At 61.6% G+C, this 15,222-nt stretch carries 17 protein-coding genes; 6 read left to right on the top strand and 11 right to left on the bottom strand.

All coding sequences use genetic code 11. The annotated features are described in order from the left end of the window. The first annotated feature begins 81 nt into the window (after nucleotides 1-81). Both AC1DXN_RS25285 and AC1DXN_RS25280 read left to right on the top strand, forming a co-directional pair. A complete protein-coding gene (locus tag AC1DXN_RS25285) occupies nucleotides 82-2,430 on the top strand; it encodes a xanthine dehydrogenase family protein molybdopterin-binding subunit (protein ID WP_477276742.1) in 2,349 nt (782 codons plus the stop codon). A 115-nt stretch (nucleotides 2,431-2,545) separates the two neighbouring features. Continuing rightward, complete coding sequence (locus tag AC1DXN_RS25280) at nucleotides 2,546-3,343, top strand: FAD binding domain-containing protein (protein ID WP_477276740.1); 798 nt, start codon at nucleotides 2,546-2,548, stop codon at nucleotides 3,341-3,343. Between the two features lie 74 nt (nucleotides 3,344-3,417). Here the strand turns inward: AC1DXN_RS25280 and AC1DXN_RS25275 are convergent, their stop codons facing one another. The 4 genes from AC1DXN_RS25275 to AC1DXN_RS25260 all read right to left on the bottom strand — a co-directional run bounded on the left by AC1DXN_RS25275 (nucleotide 3,418) and on the right by AC1DXN_RS25260 (nucleotide 5,241). After that, nucleotides 3,418-3,558 (bottom strand): hypothetical protein, encoded by a 141-nt coding sequence (locus AC1DXN_RS25275; RefSeq protein ID WP_477276738.1) that lies wholly within the window; start codon nucleotides 3,556-3,558, stop codon nucleotides 3,418-3,420. 8 nt (nucleotides 3,559-3,566) lie between these two features. Further along, nucleotides 3,567-3,830 (bottom strand): SRPBCC family protein, encoded by a 264-nt coding sequence (locus AC1DXN_RS25270; RefSeq protein WP_477276736.1) that lies wholly within the window; start codon nucleotides 3,828-3,830, stop codon nucleotides 3,567-3,569. A gap of 149 nt (nucleotides 3,831-3,979) precedes the next feature. After that, nucleotides 3,980-4,480, bottom strand: coding sequence for a GNAT family N-acetyltransferase (locus AC1DXN_RS25265; protein WP_477276734.1), 501 nt, complete (start codon nucleotides 4,478-4,480; stop codon nucleotides 3,980-3,982). Further along, a complete protein-coding gene (locus tag AC1DXN_RS25260) occupies nucleotides 4,477-5,241 on the bottom strand; it encodes a copper homeostasis protein CutC (RefSeq protein WP_477276733.1) in 765 nt (254 codons plus the stop codon). Before AC1DXN_RS25260 ends, AC1DXN_RS25265 begins: the two co-directional genes overlap by 4 nt. Nucleotides 5,242-5,478: 237 nt before the next feature. On the opposite strand from AC1DXN_RS25260, the gene AC1DXN_RS25255 reads away from it, so the two are divergent. Then, a complete protein-coding gene (locus AC1DXN_RS25255) occupies nucleotides 5,479-6,162 on the top strand; it encodes a YjbE family putative metal transport protein (RefSeq protein ID WP_477276731.1) in 684 nt (227 codons plus the stop codon). A gap of 8 nt (nucleotides 6,163-6,170) precedes the next feature. Here AC1DXN_RS25255 and AC1DXN_RS25250 read toward each other — a convergent pair whose 3' ends face one another. The 5 genes from AC1DXN_RS25250 to AC1DXN_RS25230 form a co-directional block, all read right to left on the bottom strand. Beyond that, on the bottom strand, nucleotides 6,171-6,956 hold the full coding sequence (locus AC1DXN_RS25250) for an alkaline phosphatase family protein (protein WP_477276729.1): 786 nt from the start codon (nucleotides 6,954-6,956) through the stop codon (nucleotides 6,171-6,173). Between the two features lie 82 nt (nucleotides 6,957-7,038). Then, the gene (locus AC1DXN_RS25245; protein WP_477276727.1) at nucleotides 7,039-7,470 is read right to left on the bottom strand and encodes a cupin domain-containing protein; all 432 of its coding nucleotides are present in this window, start codon (nucleotides 7,468-7,470) and stop codon (nucleotides 7,039-7,041) included. Nucleotides 7,471-7,535: 65 nt separating this feature from the next. Beyond that, nucleotides 7,536-7,910, bottom strand: coding sequence for a hypothetical protein (locus AC1DXN_RS25240; RefSeq protein WP_477276725.1), 375 nt, complete (start codon nucleotides 7,908-7,910; stop codon nucleotides 7,536-7,538). Nucleotides 7,911-8,475: 565 nt separating this feature from the next. Continuing rightward, nucleotides 8,476-9,228: a hypothetical protein gene (locus tag AC1DXN_RS25235; RefSeq protein WP_477276723.1), complete on the bottom strand. Its 753-nt coding sequence runs from the start codon at nucleotides 9,226-9,228 to the stop codon at nucleotides 8,476-8,478. Next, nucleotides 9,228-10,607, bottom strand: a complete 1,380-nt coding sequence (locus tag AC1DXN_RS25230; protein ID WP_477276721.1) for a polysaccharide biosynthesis/export family protein — start codon at nucleotides 10,605-10,607, stop codon at nucleotides 9,228-9,230. Before AC1DXN_RS25230 ends, AC1DXN_RS25235 begins: the two co-directional genes overlap by 1 nt. A gap of 299 nt (nucleotides 10,608-10,906) precedes the next feature. Between AC1DXN_RS25230 and AC1DXN_RS25225 the strand changes: the two genes are divergently transcribed. Both AC1DXN_RS25225 and AC1DXN_RS25220 read left to right on the top strand, forming a co-directional pair. After that, on the top strand, nucleotides 10,907-11,152 hold the full coding sequence (locus tag AC1DXN_RS25225; RefSeq protein WP_477276719.1) for a hypothetical protein: 246 nt from the start codon (nucleotides 10,907-10,909) through the stop codon (nucleotides 11,150-11,152). Between the two features lie 499 nt (nucleotides 11,153-11,651). Further along, nucleotides 11,652-12,149: a hypothetical protein gene (locus tag AC1DXN_RS25220; protein ID WP_477276717.1), complete on the top strand. Its 498-nt coding sequence runs from the start codon at nucleotides 11,652-11,654 to the stop codon at nucleotides 12,147-12,149. 1,255 nt (nucleotides 12,150-13,404) lie between these two features. Here the strand turns inward: AC1DXN_RS25220 and AC1DXN_RS25215 are convergent. Further along, on the bottom strand, nucleotides 13,405-13,596 hold the full coding sequence (locus AC1DXN_RS25215; RefSeq protein WP_477276715.1) for a hypothetical protein: 192 nt from the start codon (nucleotides 13,594-13,596) through the stop codon (nucleotides 13,405-13,407). Nucleotides 13,597-13,929: 333 nt separating this feature from the next. On the opposite strand from AC1DXN_RS25215, the gene AC1DXN_RS25210 reads away from it, so the two are divergent. Beyond that, entirely contained in the window at nucleotides 13,930-14,142 is a 213-nt protein-coding gene (locus AC1DXN_RS25210; RefSeq protein WP_477276713.1) for a hypothetical protein, read from the top strand. Nucleotides 14,143-14,168: 26 nt separating this feature from the next. Here the strand turns inward: AC1DXN_RS25210 and AC1DXN_RS25205 are convergent. Beyond that, on the bottom strand, nucleotides 14,169-15,222 hold a 1,054-nt coding region (locus AC1DXN_RS25205), incomplete at its 5' end, for a peptidoglycan-binding domain-containing protein (protein ID WP_477421709.1).

Below are 15,222 nucleotides of genomic sequence, written 5' to 3'. Positions count from 1 at the left end.
TCTCTGACCGAGCTCCAACTCACCACCATTCACCTACTCGCTATTGGCTACTCACTACTCGCTATTCTGGGAGGAATTTCTATGGGCATTGAAGGTATTGGCGCTCGGGTCGTGCGCAAGGAAGACAAAAGGTTCATCACCGGCGCCGGCCGTTATGTCGACGACATGGTGGTTCCAGGCATGAAGCATGCGGCCTTCGTGCGCAGCCCGTACGCGCATGCGCAGATCAAGAAGATCGACGTCAAGAAGGCGCAAGCCATGCCTGGCGTGATCGGTGTCCTCACAGGCAAGGAGCTCAAGGCCGACGGCATCGGCAACCTCATCTGCGGCTGGATGATCCACTCCAAGGACGGCTCGCCGATGAAGATGGGCGCGTGGTCGCCGCTGGCCTTCGACAAGGTGCGCTATGTCGGCGACGCGATCGTCATCGTGGTGGCGGAAACCAAGGGCCAGGCGCGCGACGCCGCCGAGGCCGTGGAGATCACCTACAAGGAATTGAAGGCCGTCGTCGATGCCTCCAAGGCGATGGACAAGGGCGCCCCGCAGATCCATCCGGAAGCCGACAACAATCTGATCTTCGACTGGGACATCGGCAATGCCGACGACACCGCGGCCGCCTTCAAGAAGGCTGCCCATGTCGTCAAGATGGACATCATCAACAACCGGCTGGTTCCCAACGCCATGGAACCGCGCGCTGCGCTCGGCCACTACGACAAGGCCGAGGATCACTACACCTGCTGGACGACCTCGCAGAACCCGCATGTCGCGCGGCTGGTGATGAGCGCCTTCTACAATGTCGCTCCGGAAAACAAGCTGCGCGTCATTGCGCCCGATGTCGGTGGCGGCTTTGGCTCAAAGATCTACATCTATCCCGAAGAGATCGTCTGCCTGTGGGCCTCGAAGAAGACCGGCGTGCCGGTCAAATGGGTGGCCGACCGCACCGAGAGTTTCCTCACCGACGCGCATGGCCGCGACCATCACACCCACGCCGAAATGGCTTTTGACAAGGACCACAAGATCCTCGGTCTCAAGGTCGAGACCAAAGCCAATCTCGGCGCCTACATGTCGCTGTTTTCGTCGGCGACGCCGACCTATCTCTACGCGACGCTGCTGTCGGGCCAGTACAATATCCCGGCGATCCACGCCAACGTGAAGGCGATCTACACCAACACGGCCCCGGTCGATGCCTATCGCGGGGCAGGGCGGCCGGAGGCGACCTTCGTCATGGAACGGCTGATGGAGACGGCGGCGCGGCAGTTCGGCGTTTCGCCGGCAGAACTGCGCCGCAAGAATTTCATCACTTCGTTCCCGCACCAGACGCCGGTCATCATGTGCTATGACGCCGGCGATTATGCCGCCTCGCTCGACGCGGCGATGAAGGCTTCCGACTATGCCGGCTTTGCCAAGCGCAAGGCGGCGGCCGCCAAGAAGGGCCTGCTGCGCGGCATCGGCATGAGCTGCTACATCGAGGCTTGCGGCATCGCGCCGTCGGCGGCGGTTGGCTCGCTCGGCGCCGGTGTCGGCCTCTGGGAATCGGCCGAAGTGCGGGTCAACGCGGTAGGCACGATCGAGGTGCTGACCGGCTCGCACAGCCACGGCCAGGGCCATGAGACGACTTTTGCCCAGCTGGTCAATGAGCGCTTCGGCGTGCCGCTCGACAGTGTCTCGATCGTCCATGGCGACACCGACAAGGTGCAGATGGGCATGGGCACCTATGGTTCGCGCTCGGGCGCCGTCGGCATGTCGGCCATCGTCAAGGCGCTCGACAAGGTCGAGGCCAAGGCCAAGAAGATCGCCGCCCACCTGCTCGAGGCAGACGAGGGCGACATCGTCATCGAAAACGGCGCGCTGAAGGTCGCCGGCACCGACAAGACCGTGCCATGGTTCCAGATGGCGCTCGCCGCCTACACCGCCCACAATCTGCCGGGCGGTATGGAGCCCGGGCTAAAGGAGACGGCGTTCTACGATCCGTCGAACTTCACCTTCCCGGCCGGCTGCTACATCTGCGAAGTCGAGGTCGATCCGGAAACCGGCACAACCGAAATCATCCAGTTCGTTGCGGCGGATGATTTCGGCAACATCATCAATCCGATGATCGTCGAGGGCCAGGTGCATGGCGGCATTGCCCAAGGCGTCGGCCAGGCCTTGCTGGAAGGCGCCCACTACGACGCCAGCGGCCAGCTTTTGACGGCGAGTTATATGGATTATACGATGCCTCGCGCGGGCGACCTGCCGTCGTTCAAGGTCTCGACCTCGAACACGCCGTGCCCGGGCAATCCGCTCGGCATCAAGGGCTGCGGCGAGGCCGGCGCCATCGGTTCGCCGCCGGCGGTAATCAACGCCATCACCGACGCCATCGGCACCAACGATCTTGCCATGCCAGCATCGCCGTCCACTGTGTGGGCTGCGATCCGCACCGCAAAGCAATGAAAAGCGAATAGTGAATAGGGAGTAGCGAATAGGAAGAAAGGGCGGTGCGAGAGGATGGTTCCTATTCGCTACTCGCTACTCCCTATTCGCTCTTTCCCCTAAGGGAGAAAGCCAAATGTACGCAGTCAATTACCACCGGGCCGCCTCGGTCACTGAAGCCGCAAAGCTGATCAAGACGGGCGATGCCAAGCTGTTGTCGGGCGGCATGACGCTGATCCCCGCCATGAAGACCCGGCTTGCCGCACCCTCCGATCTCGTCGACCTGTCGCGGATCAAGGAGCTGCAAGGCGTCAAAGTGTCGGGCAAGACCATCACCATCGGCGCTGCCACCACCCACTTCGATGTCGCCAACGACGAGAAGCTGCGCAAGGCCTGCCCGGCACTCGCTCATATGGCGTCGCTGATCGGCGATCCGGCGGTACGCCACAAGGGCACGATCGGCGGCTCGATCGCCAACAATGATCCGGCGGCCGACTATCCGGCAGCACTCTTGGCGCTGGGAGCCACCATCGTCACCAACAAGCGCGCGATCGCGGTCGACAAATTCTTCAAAGGCCTGTTCGAGACGGCGCTGAAGGAAGGCGAGATCGTCACGGCGGTGACTTTCACTGCGCCGGCCAAGGCAGCCTACGAAAAGTTCCGCAATCCGGCATCGCGCTATGCGATCGTCGGCGTGTTCGTGGCCAAGGGCAAGGATGGCGTCAGCGTCGCCGTCACCGGCGCCGGCGATGACGGCGTCTTCCGCTCGAAGGAGATCGAGGCGGCACTGGCCAAGAACTTCGCGGCTTCGGCGCTGGAAGGCGTGAAAGTTTCGGCGAAGAATTTGATGACCGATATCCACGCCTCGGCCGAATATCGCGCCAATCTGATCGCGGTGATGGCCAAGCGCGCGGTGGCTGCCGCCAACGCCTGAGTGCCTGCGATAGCGAGGACAGAAAAGGGGCCTTCGCGGCCCTTTTTAATGGAGTTGCGCAGGCATGACCGGTGCTATACGGCCTTGCCTTTGCGCCAAGCCAGATAGCGGCGCAGGCCGGCTTCCCCGCGCGGTGTCGTCCAGCGGTGGTTCCAGGCGAAGGCGGGCCGCAGCAGCGGCGCCAGGAATTTCAGGATCGGCCTCTCAACCGTCACCTGCCAGGTCAGTTTGACATGGGTGCCCGTGCCCGACGGCGACAGTTCCGCCCGCCACAACCCGTCGAAATCACCGATCGTCTTGACCCGACGAGTTTGCCGGGATCCATTTCGACCGCCTCTACGATGAAATTCAATTCATAGGGCAGGGCGCCGCGCGCCCGGGCTCTGGCTCTTGAGCCGACGACGCCCTTGCCCTTCTTGTCGAGCGGCACGACCTCTTTGTAGACATCGCCCCACCAGAGCGGCAGCAGTTCAGCGTCGGACAGCACGTTCCCACACCTCTTGCGGCGTCGCTCCGGGAATGTCCCAGCTCTCGTCGAAGCGGAAGACGTTGCTCGGCATGCTATTTCGCCCTGGCTGGCGGAAAAGCCTATTTTAGCCGCAGCTCCCTTGCGTGGCCAGTGCAGCCGCCGCCGCCTCAGCCAGGGATCTGCCTGACATAGTAGCGCACCGCCTTTTTGCCGCCGTGGATGACCGCGTCGCCGACCTCGACAAATCCGAGAGCAGCGTGAAATGCATCCGAGGCCGGATTGGGCGGTTCGGCGTTGACCTCGCAAGTGACGATGGTGTGGCCCGCGCGGGCGGCCTCCACGAACAGTTCGCCATACAGAAGGCGGGCATGGCCGCGGCCGCGCGCCGCACCGGCGACGACGACGCGGTCGACATAGACGAAGCGCTGGTAGCGCTCACGGAACCAGAGGAAGTTCGGACTGTCGTAGTTTGCATCCTGGTCGAAGGTCATGATGAAGGCTTCGAGCGCCCCGATGCGGCGGGCGTAAAACGCCTCGCCGAGCAGGAAGGACAGCCGCTCGGGCTCCAGCCACGACAGTTCGGCGGCATGCTCGTTGTTGAGCGCAAGGATTGCCGGTTCGTCTTCGGCCGAGACGCGGCTGATGATCGGAGCTGGCGCGGCTGTCATGCCTTCACCGCCGCGATCGTCGCTGCCACCAGCGCCTGGTCGGTGACCGTGGTGCGGTATTCGCGGTCGAGGTCGGTGCCACCCATGCCGACTTGCGGGTTGCGGTAGGCCATCGCGCTCGGCACGTCCGTGAGAGCGGCGAAATGCATCTCCGTAAGGCCGGTTTTTTCCAGCACATTGGCGATGTTTTCGGGGTCAAGCGCGCCACAGCCGAGGATGATGATGCGGTTGCCTGCCTGGCGAACCAGCTCCGCCAGCAGGTCGGCGCCTTCCAGTGCGGTGTCGCGCTGGCCACTGGTCAGCACGCGGCCGACCTTGCAGCGGATCAGCGCTTCAAGCGCCTCAGTCGGATCGCGCGTCATGTCGAAGGCGCGGTGGCATGTGACGTTCAAGTGGCCAGCAGCCCGCACCAGTTCGCCCATGCGCTCTTCGTCGATGCTGCCATCGGCGTTCAGGCAGCCGACGACGACGCCGGCCACGCCGAGGTCTCTGAGCGCACTGACATCGGCGAGCATCGAGCGATATTCGGCCTCGCCATAGAGAAAATCGCCGCCGCGCGGCCGCACGATGACGTGGAAGGGGATGGTCGCCAGCTCAAGTGCTGCGCGCACCGTGCCGAGGCTCGGCGTGATGCCGCCTTCGACCAGGCTGGCGCAGAGTTCGACGCGATCGGCGCCGGCGGCTTGCGCGGCCAGCAGGCCATCGATGCCTTCGACGCAGATTTCGATCAGCGGCAAGCGAGCGTTGTTGTCGGGGGTCAAAGGGGCCAATCCATTGCTGATTCCAGTCGTCCAAGCGGTAGCATCGGGCCGATAGCTGCGAAAGCCGGATAGTAGGCTGGACCTACGCCGAGGCCGGCCCTGTCTTTGACACCGGCGCCATCAGCACCAGATGGTAGGGAGCATCTTTTCGCCATTGTAGGCTTTGAACGACTCACTCAAACCCTAGTGGTCAATCGCTCGTCTGGTCAGTCCGCCCGCTTCCACGGAGCTTGTTGAATGCCCTTCCAGATCGACCCGGCGACGATCGAGGCCTATCTGGAAGTCATCACCATCAATCTCGTTCTGTCGGGCGACAATGTTGTGGTGATCGGCATGGCAGCCGCCGGCCTGGCGAAGGAGCTGCGCCAGAAGGCGATCATATCAGGCATTGCCGCGGCGGCGGTGATCCGCATCCTCTTTGCCGTGGTGGCGGTGCAATTGCTGGAAATCCCGGGGATTATGCTGGTCGGCGGCCTGCTGCTGTTCTGGGTGTGCTGGAACATGTTCGGCGAATTGCGCTCCGCCGAGGAGGCCGATGACGTCACCGGCATGGGCGCCGATCCCGCCACAGCGGCAGGGCGGCCGGCCAAGGCGTTGCGGACGGCAATCATCCAGATCATCGTCGCCGACGTTTCGATGTCGCTGGACAATGTGCTCGCCGTGGCGGGCGCGGCCAGCGACGACATGGATGCGCTGATCTTTGGCCTCATCCTGTCGGTGGTCCTGATGGCGGTTGCCTCGACGCTGGTGGCGGCGCTGCTGGCCAGATACCGCTGGATCGGCTGGCTTGGCCTGGCGGTCATCGTCTACGTCGCCGGCAGCATGGTGCTAGACGGGGTCAGGCAATTGGCGGCGGTCGACTACAACGCGCTTGTTTTGCAAACCTCGGACCGCCAAGTCGTTGCGCAAACGCCCGCTTGACGCCCGACCTAGCGCCGCCGCCAAACGCTGCCGATCACCTGTCTGGCTGCACTGGTGCCAAGCGGAGCTATGGCTTCGATGTATTCTATGGTTCGCAATACCGTGTAGTGGTCGATCTTCTTGGAGTAGCGCCCCGGCTCAATTCCAGCCCCGTATAGGACAGTGAATATGCGATTTCTGGTGCTGTAATCATCCTCATCGAACGTCACTATCAACAGACTATTGTTTGCCTTTGACCAATTGGCATAGCCGCCAAGGTGGCTTTTCAGCCAGACATCCGCATCGCCTATCGTGCCGTCATGCATGTCATTTGCGAGATTGGGAATCACGAAACTGACCGACGGCAGTCTGGTGTAGTCGCGGGGAAAATCGGTCAAAGGTCTGCCAAAACCCTTTGCGTCCGCAAACGATTCCCAAGGATTGTGTTTGCGCGGGGATCCGGCTTCGGCATAGCCGGCAAATGTCTTGCCGTGGGCATGAAGACGGGCGGCCAAGTTCGGCGCTGCGAAGCTGTGCATGCCATCGTCGTGGACGTCTTGTGTCGAGCCGCTAAAGAGCGCGACGTAATTGGGTTGGCTGGGATGGGCAACCCCATAGGAATTGTCAAACAGGGCGCCTCCCTTTGCCAGCTTTCTCAAATAGGCGGCTTCCTTTGTCTGGAAAATTTGATCAAAGGAATGGTTCTCCATGATGACGACAACGATGTGGTCGTATTTTGGAGGCCTCTTCGATGATGCAACCGCCATACCTCCTGACAGCGCGATGCTGCTCGCAAGAAGGACGACGGCGGACAAGAGTCGAAGCGTCCTGTAGCCACTTTGCCTACGCACGGAATTTCCCTTCCCACGATTCCGGTCTGCAAGATGCTACCGAAAACTACTGGCGCAACACCGTGTTCTTGGCGCCTGCTTCGACCTGATCAATCACCAGCAGCCTGACCGGGCCGGTGCCGATATTGGTGGCCTGATGCCACTGTCCGATCATCTCCACGATGAAATCGCCGGTCTGATAGGTGTTGCTCTTGCCGCTCTCGATACCCGTGACTTTCAGTGTGCCGGCCAGGACATAGGCATAGCGGGCAAACGGATGCTTGTGCACCGGCAAGGTCGCACCCGGCGCGATGTCAAAGGTGGACACCAGAACCTGGACGTTTTTCTGCGGCAAGGTGATCGGCTGGCCGGAGGCCGTTTCCATGCGCGAGGCAAGCGGGGTCACCACCACAGGCGTGCCGCTGGCATCGAGCGCCCAAGCGGGGTTTGCAGATAGCGCGGCTGCGAACAGCAGCGACAATGCCATGATCTTTCGCATCGTTCCTCCCAAGTTTTGCTTCACCATCGCGTAGCCAGGATGCGCGCGCAAGCTGCGCCAAAGCATCATCCGCCCGCGCCATCATCCATCATCGTATTGGTGAGCGCCTGATAGAGGCTGCTGCATGTTTGAGAGCGGGGACAGTTTTTCACGATGAGGATCGGCACCGCAGTCAATGCAGCTGCGATCAGGACTTGCAGCAAGAGAAGGACGGGCGCGAACAGTTTGCCGAACAGCCCTCGGCAACAGAAGTAGAGACTTTGCGCCACGCATGCCCAGGCAAGGATGCGCAGCAGCTCGCTGGTTGTCTTCGCGTATGGCGTTATGTAGCCATCGGGAAAGCCCAACATGCCAAGGTCGACCAGGCACTGCAGACCGAGCAGGCAAGACAGGCCTGCCCACAGCAGGATGGCCGCGCGGATGACGAAAGTGTTCTGCATTCAACGCCCCTATCGTCGCGAGCAGGCCATAGGCTACGATTATTTCGGCGAGCACAATCACACCAATCCATGAAGGACATCACCAGCAAGGATGCAGCTTTCATCCGATGAACGGGACGGGGATGGTGCCCCTACGCCTGCGGACAACCGATAGGCTTAATTGCGCGATTGCTAATATGTCGGTAAATTGTCGGTGCGGGAGGAACCCATAAGCCCACCGCAGTGGCCGGTGCGATGTTCGTCCCCCGAAGGCTGCAAGCCGCACCGGCCATTCCCCTGCTGCTGACGGCTCAGGCGACGGGCCAGATGCTCGCGCACGGGGTGTTGCCAGCTGTGTTTGGTCAGCTGTGCTACGGAAAAGCGCAACCACGCGGCCTGCCGGCGAGAAGAAGACGTCCGCGATTCCAGGAAAAGTGTGAAACGGTTTTCCCGGGAAAAGCGCATAGCGCTTTCCCTGGGGAATTGCGTGAAAAAGACATAGAGCGGTTCGGCGTTTCCGTTAAACGATGAACCGCTCCAGACGAGATCAAACGTGGCAAGGATGCACACGGCAGATTGATCGAACCTATTTCACCGCAACGACCTTGCCCGCAGCATCGAGGCGACATCCGACACGCGCCTGCCGAACCTCGATGCCGCCTTGCCTTGCATAGTCTATGCGCACCGCGATCGGTGCGGTGAGGGCGCCGCGACGATATCGGCGCAGGGGACCTGCGCTGACGACGTGCACACGCAAGGCGCCAAGTGGCGTCGCAGCCGACATGATCGCCTGGCGGCAGACGCGAACCACGGCAGGCGGGGTGCCAGGTATCGTGGTCAACGGCACCTGAAGCCGTAGCATGGGATAACCTGTGGTGGCCGAGCCGACCATGTCGCGACCATTTTTGGAAGGCCGGAGGCTGCGCGGCAGGACAAGTGCGTGTCGCGCGCCCTTGGTCACGACCAGGGCGGCCGTCTTCTTGCTGGCACCGACACCTGCTGGCCCTGTGGTTCCACCACTTGTCGTAGCGCTCGCGCCACCACTGGCTGATTCTTCTGCGGCGCCGAGGCCTGCCGAAACACCGCTGCTTACGCCGCCGAGGTTGGTGCTGGCTCCAACGTTGGCGCCGAGCGATCCCGTCCCGACCGACCCGCCAACGCTTGCTCCCCCGATTCCGCCGACGCTTGCGCCAACGCCGACGGAGGCGCCGTTCGAGCCAACGCCCACACCGGCGCTGACCCCGACACCACCGACGTTGCCTCCAACACCCACGTCAAGGGCAGAAGCAGGCCCGATCGCAACTGCGATCGTCAATGCGCAAGCCAGATACTTGCGCATCACCATACTCCTGGTGCTGCGCGCAATGGAGCCCGCGTCGGGAGCAACGCGGCGGGAAGCGTAATCGTCGTCAACCGAACAGGTGGCGCTGACTTGCGGACCGCCACTTTGCGGATTTCTCGCCCCTCAGGTTCATGAGTTGATCGAGCCTGCTTCCTTGCGAGTGCAACGGTTGTGCGATCACTGGCGCGTGCATTGGGAGCGGGCTCGATGGCCTGAGCGCGGGGCGCATCGCGAGCTTTCAGGATGTCGATCTCGTTGCGCGCCGCAGTGAGGTCGCGGGCCAGGCCAATGGCCGTTTCGCGCTGTTGCTCCAAAGCAGCAGAAAGCCGGGCGACTTCCTGCTTTGCCGCGTCGCGATCCTGGTTAGCAGCGTCGAGATCGATCGCGAGAGCATCAGCTCTCCTGCGTTCCAATACGAGCGCTTCGCCGGCTCGCTTTGCAGCGGCCTCGGCAACCTGGCGGCGCTGAATGCTGTCGAATTGTGCAGCCGCAGCCAGTTTTCCGCTTACCTCCAGAGCATCGAGAGATTGCTGCGCCGCGGCGAGATCGCGTTCGAAGCGCTCAACCTTCTGCCGCTCCTCGTCGAGCGCGCGCCTCGCTCCCGACAGCGAAGCCTCCGCAGCTTGGTGCGCGCCGAGCGCGGCGGCCTTTTCACGGACAGCGAGAACGGCTTTGGCCTGCAGGCTTTCGACTTCGCGCTGCGCCATCGCCAGATCCCGCGCGAGCAGTTCGGCTCTTTGCTTCTGCTCTTCAAGGGCTCGTCCCTGAAGAGCCGTTGCGTCCACAACAGCACGCGCCCGCACGCCTGCGTCTGCTGTGACGCGTCGCATCGTATCGAGTTCTTCGCGCGATGTGCGGGAACCGTTGACGTCTGGTAGCGCCGCCAGCGGGTGCTCCTCGACTTTGGCGCGGCCCGAAGACGCTGCCGATTGCTTGCGCTGGACGGTCGTAACCGGACGCACGTCGAACCCACTTCTGGCCTGTAGGCGATCGGTAATCAGCTTTGCCAATTCACTCTCACGCAGACCTGCGGCCGGAAGTTGCCCAATGGCCGGAAGATCCAGCTTGCCGGCTGTATCGATCGTAAAAGCACCGTTCAGTTCCGCGCCCTCGGTAACGCCGCCGCGTAAGGCATCCCACCCCGAGACACTTACCTTGACAGTGTCTTGAGGGACGAGCTTGTCGTCAGTCTCCGATTGAGCCCTTGCTGGAACACCAAACAACAGGATGAGGCAGAACGGGATGAGGCTTATCGTGGCGCCGCGTGAACTCTTGCGGGGGCCATGAAACAAGGCTGCCACGGTTGAGAATGGTCGGTTACCGCCGGGGAATGCAGGGCTGTGGCAATCCGCCTTTGGCCTCTGGACACGATCCATGACTGGACCTCCACGACTCACTAGGCCACGCGCGATCCTTGCTTCGATCGGAGGCACAAAGCTCGTGCGCACCGCGTTGCCGGATTCCGCAACCACGGCGTGAGCCTAACAAAGTTGACCAGCAGCGGTGAGTACCAAATAGAGCTAAGCAGTATCACCAAATTGAGTTAATCGGTCGCTCAGTTCACCTGCAACTCTTTGGCGCGTCCGCCCGTTCACGGCTGTGGCAGGTTTTCGGCGTGGTAAGTCTCGAAACAGCCACGGCAGATACCATGATGCCCTCACCAAAGGAGGAACCCATGGTTTCGGTTATTGCAAGTCAGCATCGGCAGGTACCGGAAACTCAACTGAAAGCGGTGAAGCCAGAAACGGGCGAAGGATTTGCGCCAGGCAAGAGCGCCGACAGCGTAGGACATCGCGCCAAGGCAATGGTTGCCGAAACGGGCGACACGAGCTCTAACGCTCAAGGAGCCGCCGCATCGAAGATCGCCAGAATGGACATCACCGTGTTGACGCCGCCGCCCGAAGAAACACCTGCGGAGTAAAGCTAGGCCAGACGGCGACCCAGAGGCTGCTGCCTTCACCGGACCCGTGTTCTTCACCTTCATTCCCGACTACGAAGGGCAGTAGCGGGAGCGCAACCGCGACTGGAAACCGACTTTCGAACGCAAAAAGTGATCGCGGAAGCATTCAGTAGCCCGCGCCTCCTACCTAAAACTGATAGGGACCAAGGTCTTAGATCCCCTAGGTGCAAAGTCTGATCGAACCTGTTCGGTTCTGGCGATGTCCAGTAGACGTTCCGTAGTTTAGCGATTGCGCATAATGGTCATCGCCCCGAGGGCCAGCAATCTACCTCATTGGACCATCTTGCATTCCGGATACGGCCTTGCACTCCATCGGCCGCGGCCCGCTTCAGGGAAACGCTCAAAGCCCATGGTTGACCTGAGGAGAGGTGACCAGGATTGTTCAAGAAACAAGTGTGTTTCCGCCTTGAAGAGGCTCGCCACAGTTAGGCGGCGGGCCAAATACGAGAGGAGAACGAACTTGGACACCTTGATAGCGCTTGTCGCTCTGGCCGTATCTCTGGTTGCTCTTGGCATGTCCGTCTACTTTTGGAGGCGTCAATTTCGCCCGATCGTAACGGCTACAGTCAAAACTCACAGCGGCGGGAACAATGGGATCACCTACAAGCTCGTGGTGCTGAACTCTGGATCAATTCCCGCGACAAATATCCGCCTGATCGTGCACGACCAGGCGGGGCTCAAAGCGGCGCTCGGAGGCGGTGCCAATGAGGACAACCAAGATCGGTGGCTGGCGTGTTTCAATCAGTCGACGGAAATTCCGCTCCTCCAAAACGGCGACAAGACGTCATGCTCATTTGGGATGACGCACACAGATCCGCGGCAAAGCTTTTGGAAACCGCAGGCGGTGTTTCCGATCCGCATTGAGTATGAGGACTGGTTCGGCGCCAAGTACGACTCGGACCCGCTTAACATCTTACAGATCGCCGACTCTGACCGCTTCACGGCTGCTCACCGGTGAAAAAGGAGCCGCCACCAAACCCTCTCCACAGCAAAGGGCGATCGGCGACAGGGCCCGGATCGAAGAGATCACCCCAACGTTGAAGCTGATCGCTATTCTGGATCGCAGAAGGCAACGGCCCCGCGCCCTCCTTCGGGCGCGCCAGGACTAACTCGCCGACCTTGCGTCGCATGTCCTTGGCAACAACGCGCGCGCGACAGGCAAGCCGCCAACAGAGCCGGTGAGTCAAGCTGCGACGTCCACACGATCCATGGAAAGTCTGTGGCCCGGCGCCCTCCTATACACTGAACAAACCAGAGGGCGCCGAGCTTTTATCGGCAGCGCATTTGAGGGAAACGCGCCGAGCGGTGAGTGTACCGCTCTCGCTAGAGTTGTGGGAATACAGCCTTTTGGACGATGGTCCGCAGCGAACGCTGGCGAAGATGGCCGGCGCCGCGAGGGCGCTTGTTGGGGTGCCTTAGGTGGGGGCGCCGGCCAGGCGGAAAATGGGGTCCGCCGCCAGGATAGGCTAACAGACGCGCCGCGGTTGCATATGGTGTGATCGCGCAAGTCAGGGCCTCGCCGGCAGCGCCAGCACCACAACCGCGAGAATGGCCATCAGGAGACAAGCGGCCACACCGATCATGTCGCGCTGTCCATTAACGCTAGACGGCGCCGGCAAGCATCGTAACGGCGAGGTGGCGACGTAGAACCGGACGGTGTTAGTTCTCATCCGCGCGAAGGCCATCGAGGGAACCGGCCGGTATTGGCGACCCAGCTTGAAGCGCCTCCAGGCAGGCAATCATGTGTCTGAGCGCACTGCAGTATCGATAGCCGGTCCAGAGACATCCCCCTTTTTCGTGGCCGGAGCTTCAAGCACCTTTCTGTCTATCCGCGAACTCCTCCGCGTCTCAAACGGGGCGGCCTCGGCAGCTGTGCGCCTGTCCCATTTCGGGAAAGCATTTCCGGCATCCATCTTGCACCGCAAGCTTTGCCGGTTAATCCCGGCCCTGATCGGTACTCTGATCAGGTTTAGGCTCGTCGGGCTTGAGGCGGTTGGGGTCTTCGCCCGACGAGTTCTACAGCATGGAGCAGGTGCCGAGCTGCCCGACAGTCCGTTGGGGTACATTCTAGTTACCGCCGGGCCTGACCGGCTCGTCGTGCGTCGTCTGGTCAAGGAAACGGGCATTACCGAAGGCCAAGCGCGCGAGCTTGTCGCCTTCTTGGGCTTAACTGGTCATCGTTCATACGAGAGGCCAGAAAACGACAGAGCCGTCTAAACCCGCGTGAAGTCGGCAAGCCCTAGGCGGCGGCGCTGACCTTCAGCGAACACGAGGGCGAACGCCTCCAGTTCGAACGATCGGGTAAGTTCCTGGTCTTCCTCGACCACGCGGACGAACCATTCGCCGCAGGCCTCAACCACTTCAATGCAAGGACGGACCTTGTCGCTGGCTGCCAAGTCATCCACCGCAACCTCCTTAGAAAGCAATGGGAACGCCGATTTTTATATGGCTGTCAAAACGGGTCTTTCAATTAAGAAAGACATACGCTTTTAAGAAAGACATACGCTTTGCTTTTTTTAACGGCCATCCGGAGCCTGAACAGGAACCATCGCCGCTGGCTGTCGTTTTCGATTCCGCGGCTGGGGTGAAGTCCCCATATCTCACCCTCCAAGCAGCCGCTCACTTGCCCGCTTGTCGAAAGACGTAGCGGGCTTTTTTCCTGTGCGAAAAGTAGTTTGGGAGCCAGGACGACTTGCCCTTGCGCGTTGGTGAGGCTTTTGCCGGCGGCGCCTTACGGCTTGGCCTTCATCACATTGAACAGGGAATTACACGAACGGCTCTGGCAACGCGTCCAGGACCACGCAGGGACGGCGCCCAAGGGGATGAAGCGGCCGGCGACGCAATGGGTCAAGCCCGGGCTCATCGGCCGTGTGAAACACCTGCGCGGCGAGGAAGAGCTGCGGCATGCTTCGCTGCAGGATTTTCGAGAACAAGATGATCGCCGTGGCTAGCGCCCCTCGATAAAGCGCCTGCCGTTTCATCCTCCCCAGCCTCCACCTCCACCGCTGGCGCTGCCTCCACCTCCACCTCCACCGCCCGTGTCAGGAAAGAGAGGCGGCATTGGAGAGCCCAGCTTAACCGGTTCGACTCCTCCCCTCGCCGTAACCTTTTTGTGCTCGACGATCCTAGGCGCAGTTGTCGCGCGAACGACCTTCTTCGCAGACGGCTGGGCGGAGCGCGCCTCGTCGGCGGCCCTTCTGGCGCGGATCGCCGCCATCATCGGGTCGGTCTGGACCATCAGGAACGCCAGTTGCTCACGCGTCAGATAGGTGGTCCGCGGCAGGCCGTTCTTCTCTTGCCAGATGCCGATCGCCTGGCGGGTCTTCGGACCGATATTGCCGTCGACGCGGCCAAGTTCGTTGCCCAAGGCTTCGATGCGCAACTGCAGATCGATGCGGCCGTCGCGATCGAGCCCGATCGCAGCTTCCGTCAACTCGGTGCCGGACGTTTGCTTCACGTCGTCCGACACCCCGACCGAAGTGCGCACGGTCGAGCCGAGATTGGCGTTTGCCTGACTCGTGTCGAGTGCCGCGACCTGTTTGTTTTGGGCATTGGGGTCTTTCAACTGATCGATGTTGAGCTTCGCCATCGTGGCGAAGCGGCCGTTCGGGAACTGTTCGAGATAGGCCTCGTAGAACGGAGTGGAATTCTTCCTCGAAGCCTCGTCCCAAAGACGCGTCTCAATCTCCCGGGACAGCGCATCGTCGGTCATGGGAACTGCAGCCGCGTTGGAATCTTCGACGATGGACTTGGCGAATGGTGCCGGCGGTTTGCCTAGGAAAACCTCGCGTCCCAGCGAGGCGTTGTGCCAGGGCCGCTGCCGTCCTTGCGTGGTCTCGGTCACTTCGCCGCGCACACGCGTCAGCGCGCTCTGGATTTCTACGCCGGGTTCGGTCAGGTGCCTGGCCAGTGCCGTGGAGTAGGGGCTGTCGACGCCGTTGCCGTCGAATGCGATGGCGCCCGGATCCGTTGCATAGGCAATCAGCAGGCCGCCGGTGCCAACCCCGTCGGATTTCGCTTCGACCGGGGCC

It is taken from the genome of Mesorhizobium sp. P2_H9 (assembly GCF_056403215.1).
The sequence above is the reverse complement of the archived record's forward strand: the minus strand, read 5'-3'. Positions and strand labels throughout refer to the sequence as shown.

What these genes read in the sequence shown, in the direction of transcription:
- AC1DXN_RS25255 (WP_477276731.1), top strand. Translation starts at nt 5,479, where the DNA reads ATGCCCTTCCAGATCGACCCGGCGACGATCGAGGCCTATCTGGAAGTC.
- AC1DXN_RS25245 (WP_477276727.1), bottom strand. Translation starts at nt 7,470, where the DNA reads ATGCGAAAGATCATGGCATTGTCGCTGCTGTTCGCAGCCGCGCTATCT.
- AC1DXN_RS25230 (WP_477276721.1), bottom strand. Translation starts at nt 10,607, where the DNA reads ATGGATCGTGTCCAGAGGCCAAAGGCGGATTGCCACAGCCCTGCATTC.
- AC1DXN_RS25225 (WP_477276719.1), top strand. Translation starts at nt 10,907, where the DNA reads ATGGTTTCGGTTATTGCAAGTCAGCATCGGCAGGTACCGGAAACTCAA.
- AC1DXN_RS25280 (WP_477276740.1), top strand. Translation starts at nt 2,546, where the DNA reads ATGTACGCAGTCAATTACCACCGGGCCGCCTCGGTCACTGAAGCCGCA.
- AC1DXN_RS25235 (WP_477276723.1), bottom strand. Translation starts at nt 9,228, where the DNA reads ATGCGCAAGTATCTGGCTTGCGCATTGACGATCGCAGTTGCGATCGGG.
- AC1DXN_RS25265 (WP_477276734.1), bottom strand. Translation starts at nt 4,480, where the DNA reads ATGACAGCCGCGCCAGCTCCGATCATCAGCCGCGTCTCGGCCGAAGAC.
- AC1DXN_RS25285 (WP_477276742.1), top strand. Translation starts at nt 82, where the DNA reads ATGGGCATTGAAGGTATTGGCGCTCGGGTCGTGCGCAAGGAAGACAAA.
- AC1DXN_RS25240 (WP_477276725.1), bottom strand. Translation starts at nt 7,910, where the DNA reads ATGCAGAACACTTTCGTCATCCGCGCGGCCATCCTGCTGTGGGCAGGC.